The 4,981-nt window shown below is 68.9% G+C and carries 2 protein-coding genes; both read left to right on the top strand.

Annotated elements, in window-relative coordinates:
• On the top strand, positions 1 to 2,124 hold a 2,124-nt coding region (locus G3N93_RS34000; RefSeq protein ID WP_241026815.1), incomplete at its 5' end, for an alpha-1,4-glucan--maltose-1-phosphate maltosyltransferase.
• Positions 2,124 to 4,981, top strand: a 2,858-nt coding sequence (gene treS, locus G3N93_RS33995; protein WP_206134936.1) for a maltose alpha-D-glucosyltransferase, incomplete at its 3' end; no start/stop codon positions are given. The genes G3N93_RS34000 and treS, both read left to right, overlap by 1 nt.

Raw genomic sequence — 4,981 nt, 5'->3', positions numbered from 1 at the left:
GCCGAGAAGCGCTGCCTCGAGACGATCGAGCACGGCGCGCCGCAGACCCAGTTCATGCGCTACGGCGATACCGTGCGCATCGAGATGTTCGACACGGCCGGCAAGTCGATCTTCGGCGCAATCGAGCGCGTCGAGCCGTCGGTCGACGGCGGCCGCTTCGCGGTCAAGCGCGTGATCGGCGAGACGCTCGTCGTCCACGCGTCGATCTTCACCGACGGGCACGCGCATCTCGCGGCCGCGCTGCAGTGGCGCGCCGCCGGCGACGACGACTGGCGCGAAATCCCGTTCGAAGCCGAACCGAACGACGGCTGGCACGCGCGCGTGACGCTCGACCGGCTCGGCCGCCACGAATTTCGCGTGCTCGCGTGGCGCGACGACTGGGCGTCGCTCGTCCACGATGTCGCGAAAAAACACGCGGCCGGCCAGGACGTGACGCTCGAACTGCGCGAAGCGCAGTTGCTGCTCGCGACCGCGCTCAAGCTCGCCGATCCACTCGATGCGCGCGCGCTCACGCAGATGAAACAACGCATCGCCGAATTCAAGGACGCGCCGGCCGACGCGCGGCTCGCGCAGCTCGGCGCGGCGCCGCTTACCGATGCGTTCGCGGCGCTGCGCTATCGCCCGTTCGTCACGCACGACGAAACGACTTACCCGGTCGACGTCGAGCGCCGCGCGGCGCGCTTCTCCAGCTGGTACGAGATGTTTCCGCGCTCGGCAAGCGACGACCCGCACCGGCACGGCACGTTCGACGACGTGATCGCGCACCTGCCGCGCATCCGCGACATGGGTTTCGACGTGCTGTATTTCCCGCCGATCCACCCGATCGGCACGACCGCGCGCAAGGGACGCAACAACAGCCTGAAGGCCGGCCCCGACGACGTCGGCAGCCCGTACGCGATCGGCTCGCCGGACGGCGGCCACACGGCCGTGCACCCGCAGCTCGGCACGCTCGATTCGTTCCGCGCGCTGGTCGATGCCGCGCGCGGCCACGGGCTCGAGATCGCGCTCGATTTCGCGATCCAGTGCTCGCCCGATCATCCGTGGCTCGCCGCGCATCCGGGCTGGTTCGCGTGGCGGCCGGACGGCTCGCTGCGCTTCGCGGAAAATCCGCCGAAGCGCTACCAGGACATCGTGAACCCCGATTTCTACGCACCGGACGCGCTGCCCGACCTGTGGCTCGCGCTGCGCGACGCGGTGCTGTTCTGGGTCGATGCCGGCGTGCGGATCTTCCGCGTCGACAATCCGCACACGAAGCCGCTGCCGTTCTGGGCGTGGATGATCGGCGACGTGCGCGGCCGGCATCCGGACGTCGTGTTCCTGTCCGAAGCGTTCACGCGGCCGGGCATGATGTATCGGCTCGCGAAGGTCGGCTTCTCGCAGTCGTACACGTACTTCACGTGGCGCGAGTCTAAGCGCGAATTCATCGACTACCTGACCGAGCTCACGACAGGCCCCGCGCGCGAATTCTTCCGGCCGAACTTCTTCGTCAACACGCCCGACATCAACCCGCGCCACCTGCAGAATGCGCCGCGCACGCAGTTCGTGATCCGCGCGGCGCTCGCGGCGACGCTGGCCGGGTCATGGGGCCTGTACTCGGGCTTCGAGCTCGGCGAATCGGCGCCGCTGCCGGACAGCGAGGAATACGCGAACGCGGAGAAGTACGAGCTGCGTGCACGCGACTGGAGCAAGGCCGCGCATATCGGCGCCGAGGTCGCGCGGCTGAACCGCGCGCGGCGCGCTCACCCGGCGCTGCAGACGCATCTCGGCCTCACGTTCGCCGATGCGGACAACGACACGGTGCTCGTGTTCGTGAAGGCGACGCCGGCGTTCGACAGCGTGGTCGTCGTCGCGATCAGCACCGACCCGTGGCATCCGCAAGTCGCGAACTTCACGCTCGATGCGTCGCTGTGGCGCGGCTTCGGGCTCGTCGACGGCGAACCGCTCGACGCGCTCGAGCAGGACGCCACGCATGCGGAAACCTGGCGCGGGCATCGCCAGTACGTATCGCTCGATCCGCACGTGCGGCCGTATGCGATCTGGCGGCTCACGCCGCATCCAGGCGCCGCGCGGGCGGCGGCGCGCGAACCGGGCGATGCCCGGTCACCTTCGGGAGGGCACGGATGATGAAACGCGAAGATTCCCTCGACGACGTACGCCGCGCGCAATTCCCGTCGCTGGCGCCGGCCGGCACACCGCGTCGGCGCCGTGCACGCCGCCGCGCACCGGCGCTCTGCGCGGACGATCCGCTGTGGTACAAGGACGCGATCATCTACCAGGTGCACGTGAAGTCGTTCTACGACTCGAACAACGACGGCATCGGCGATTTCCCCGGCCTGATCGCGAAGCTCGACTACATCGCCGAACTCGGCGTCGACACGATCTGGCTGCTGCCGTTCTACCCGTCGCCGCGCCGCGACGACGGCTACGACATCGCCGACTACCGCGACGTGCATCCCGACTACGGCACGCTGGCCGACGTGCGGCGCTTCATCCGCGAAGCACATGCGCGCGGCATTCGCGTGATCACCGAGCTCGTGATCAATCACACGTCGGACCAGCATCCGTGGTTCCAGCGCGCGCGCCGCGCGAAACCGGGTTCGACGCACCGTGACTATTACGTGTGGTCCGACACCGACACGAAATACGCGGGCACGCGGATCATCTTCCTCGATACGGAAACGTCGAACTGGGCGCACGACCCGGTCGCCGGCCAGTACTACTGGCACCGCTTCTATTCGCACCAGCCGGACCTGAACTTCGACAACCCGGCCGTCGTGCGCGAGGTGATGCAGGTGATGCGCTTCTGGCTCGACCTCGGCATCGACGGGCTGCGGCTCGACGCCGTGCCGTATCTCGTCGCGCGTGAGGGCACCAACAACGAAAACCTGCCCGAAACGCACGCGATCCTGAAGCGAATTCGCGCGACGATCGACGCCGAGTATCCGAACCGGATGCTGCTCGCCGAAGCGAACCAGTGGCCGGAAGACGTGCAGGAATATTTCGGCGACGAGGACGAATGCCACATGGCGTTCCACTTCCCGCTGATGCCGCGCATCTACATGTCGATCGCGAGCGAGGATCGCTTCCCGATCGTCGACATCATGCGGCAGACGCCGGAACTCGCGCCGAGCAACCAGTGGGCCGTGTTCCTGCGCAACCACGACGAGCTGACGCTCGAGATGGTCACCGACTCCGAGCGCGACCTGCTGTGGCAGACCTATGCGAGCGACCGGCGCGCGCGGCTGAACCTCGGCATCCGGCGCCGGCTCGCGCCGCTGATGGAACGCGACCGGCGCCGCATCGAGCTGATCAACTCGCTGCTGCTGTCGATGCCGGGCACGCCGGTGATCTACTACGGCGACGAGCTCGGGATGGGCGACAACATCCACCTCGGCGACCGCGACGGCGTACGCACTCCGATGCAGTGGTCGTCGGACCGCAACGGCGGCTTCTCGCGCGCCGACCCCGAACTGCTCGTGCTGCCGCCGGTGATGGGTTCGCTGTACGGCTATGACGCGGTCAACGTCGAGGCGCAGACGCGCGACCCGCATTCGCTGCTGAACTGGACGCGCCGCATCCTGTCGACGCGCCGCGCGTCGCAGGCGTTCGGGCGCGGCACGATCCGCTTCCTGCGCCCGGAAAACCGCAAGGTGCTCGCGTACCTGCGCGAGCTGGACGGCGACGATCCGGTGCTGTGCGTCGCGAACCTGTCGCGTGCGTCGCAGGCCGTCGAGCTCGACCTGTCCGAATTCGCGGGCCGCGTGCCGATCGAGATGACGTCGGATTCGCCGTTTCCGCCGATCGGCCAGCTCCCGTATCTCCTCACCTTCCCGCCGTACGGATTCCTGTGGTTCGTACTGGCCGAGCACGGCCGCGAGCCGTCGTGGCGGCAGCCCCATGCGGAGCCGCTGCCCGAATACGTGACGCTCGTGATGCGGCGCGGCGATGCGCGGCCGGATATCGAACAGCTGCACGTGCTCGCGCACGATGCGTTGCCGTCGTGGCTCGCGCGGCGGCGCTGGTTCGCGTCGAAGGACCGTGCGATCGGCGCGGCCCGGCTGAACGTCGTCACGCCGGTGCCGGGCGAACCGTTCCAGTATGCGGAGGCCTGGGTCGAATCCGATGCGCCGGGCGACGTCGAACGCTACGTCGTGCCGCTCGCGGCCGCGTGGGGCGGTGAAACCTCGCAGCCGCTGTTCGCGCAGCTCGCGCTGGCGCGCGTGCGGCGCGGCCATTCGGTCGGCTACCTGACCGACGCGTTCGCGCTGCCGGCGTTCGCACACGGGATGCTGCGCAAGCTGCGCGACGGCGCGACGGTGCCGACCTCCGATGACGGCCGGCTCGTGTTCCTGCCGGAAGACGCGCTCGCCGTGCTCGATCCCGGCGACGACGCCGACGTGCGCTGGCTCGCGGCCGAGCAGAGCAACAGCTCGCTCGTGATCGGCGACGCGATCGTGCTGAAACTGGTGCGCAAGGTCGCGCACGGCGTGCATCCGGAAGCGGAAATGAGCCGGTACCTGACGCGGATCGGCTACCCGAACACCGCGACGCTCGCGGGCGAAGTCGTGCACGTCGATCCGGACGGCACGCCGCATACGGTCGCGATCCTGCAGCGCTACGTCGACAACCAGGGCGACGCGTGGACGCGTTCGTTCGACTTCCTGCGGCGCGCGGTGGACGAGCTCGCACTGCCGGCCGCCGACGAAGAAGAGACCGACGAAACGGACGAGGAACCCGACGCGCTGCTCGGCTATGCGGCGTTCGCGGGGATCATCGGCACGCGGCTCGGCCAGTTGCACGTCGCGCTCGCGCAGCCGTCCGACGATCCGGCGTTCGCGCCGGAGCATGCGACGCCCGAACACGTCGACGGCTGGTGCGCGGACGCGATCGCGTCGTTCGAGCATGCGCTCGACGTGCTGCACACGCGGCTCGATGCGCTCGATCCTGCGATGCGCGCGGCGGCCGACACGCTGCTCGCGTA

The organism is Burkholderia sp. Se-20378 (assembly GCF_017104665.1).
Classification (GTDB): domain Bacteria; phylum Pseudomonadota; class Gammaproteobacteria; order Burkholderiales; family Burkholderiaceae; genus Burkholderia; species Burkholderia lata.
Note: the sequence above shows the minus strand (reverse complement) of the source record. Positions and strands in the feature narration are given on the sequence as shown.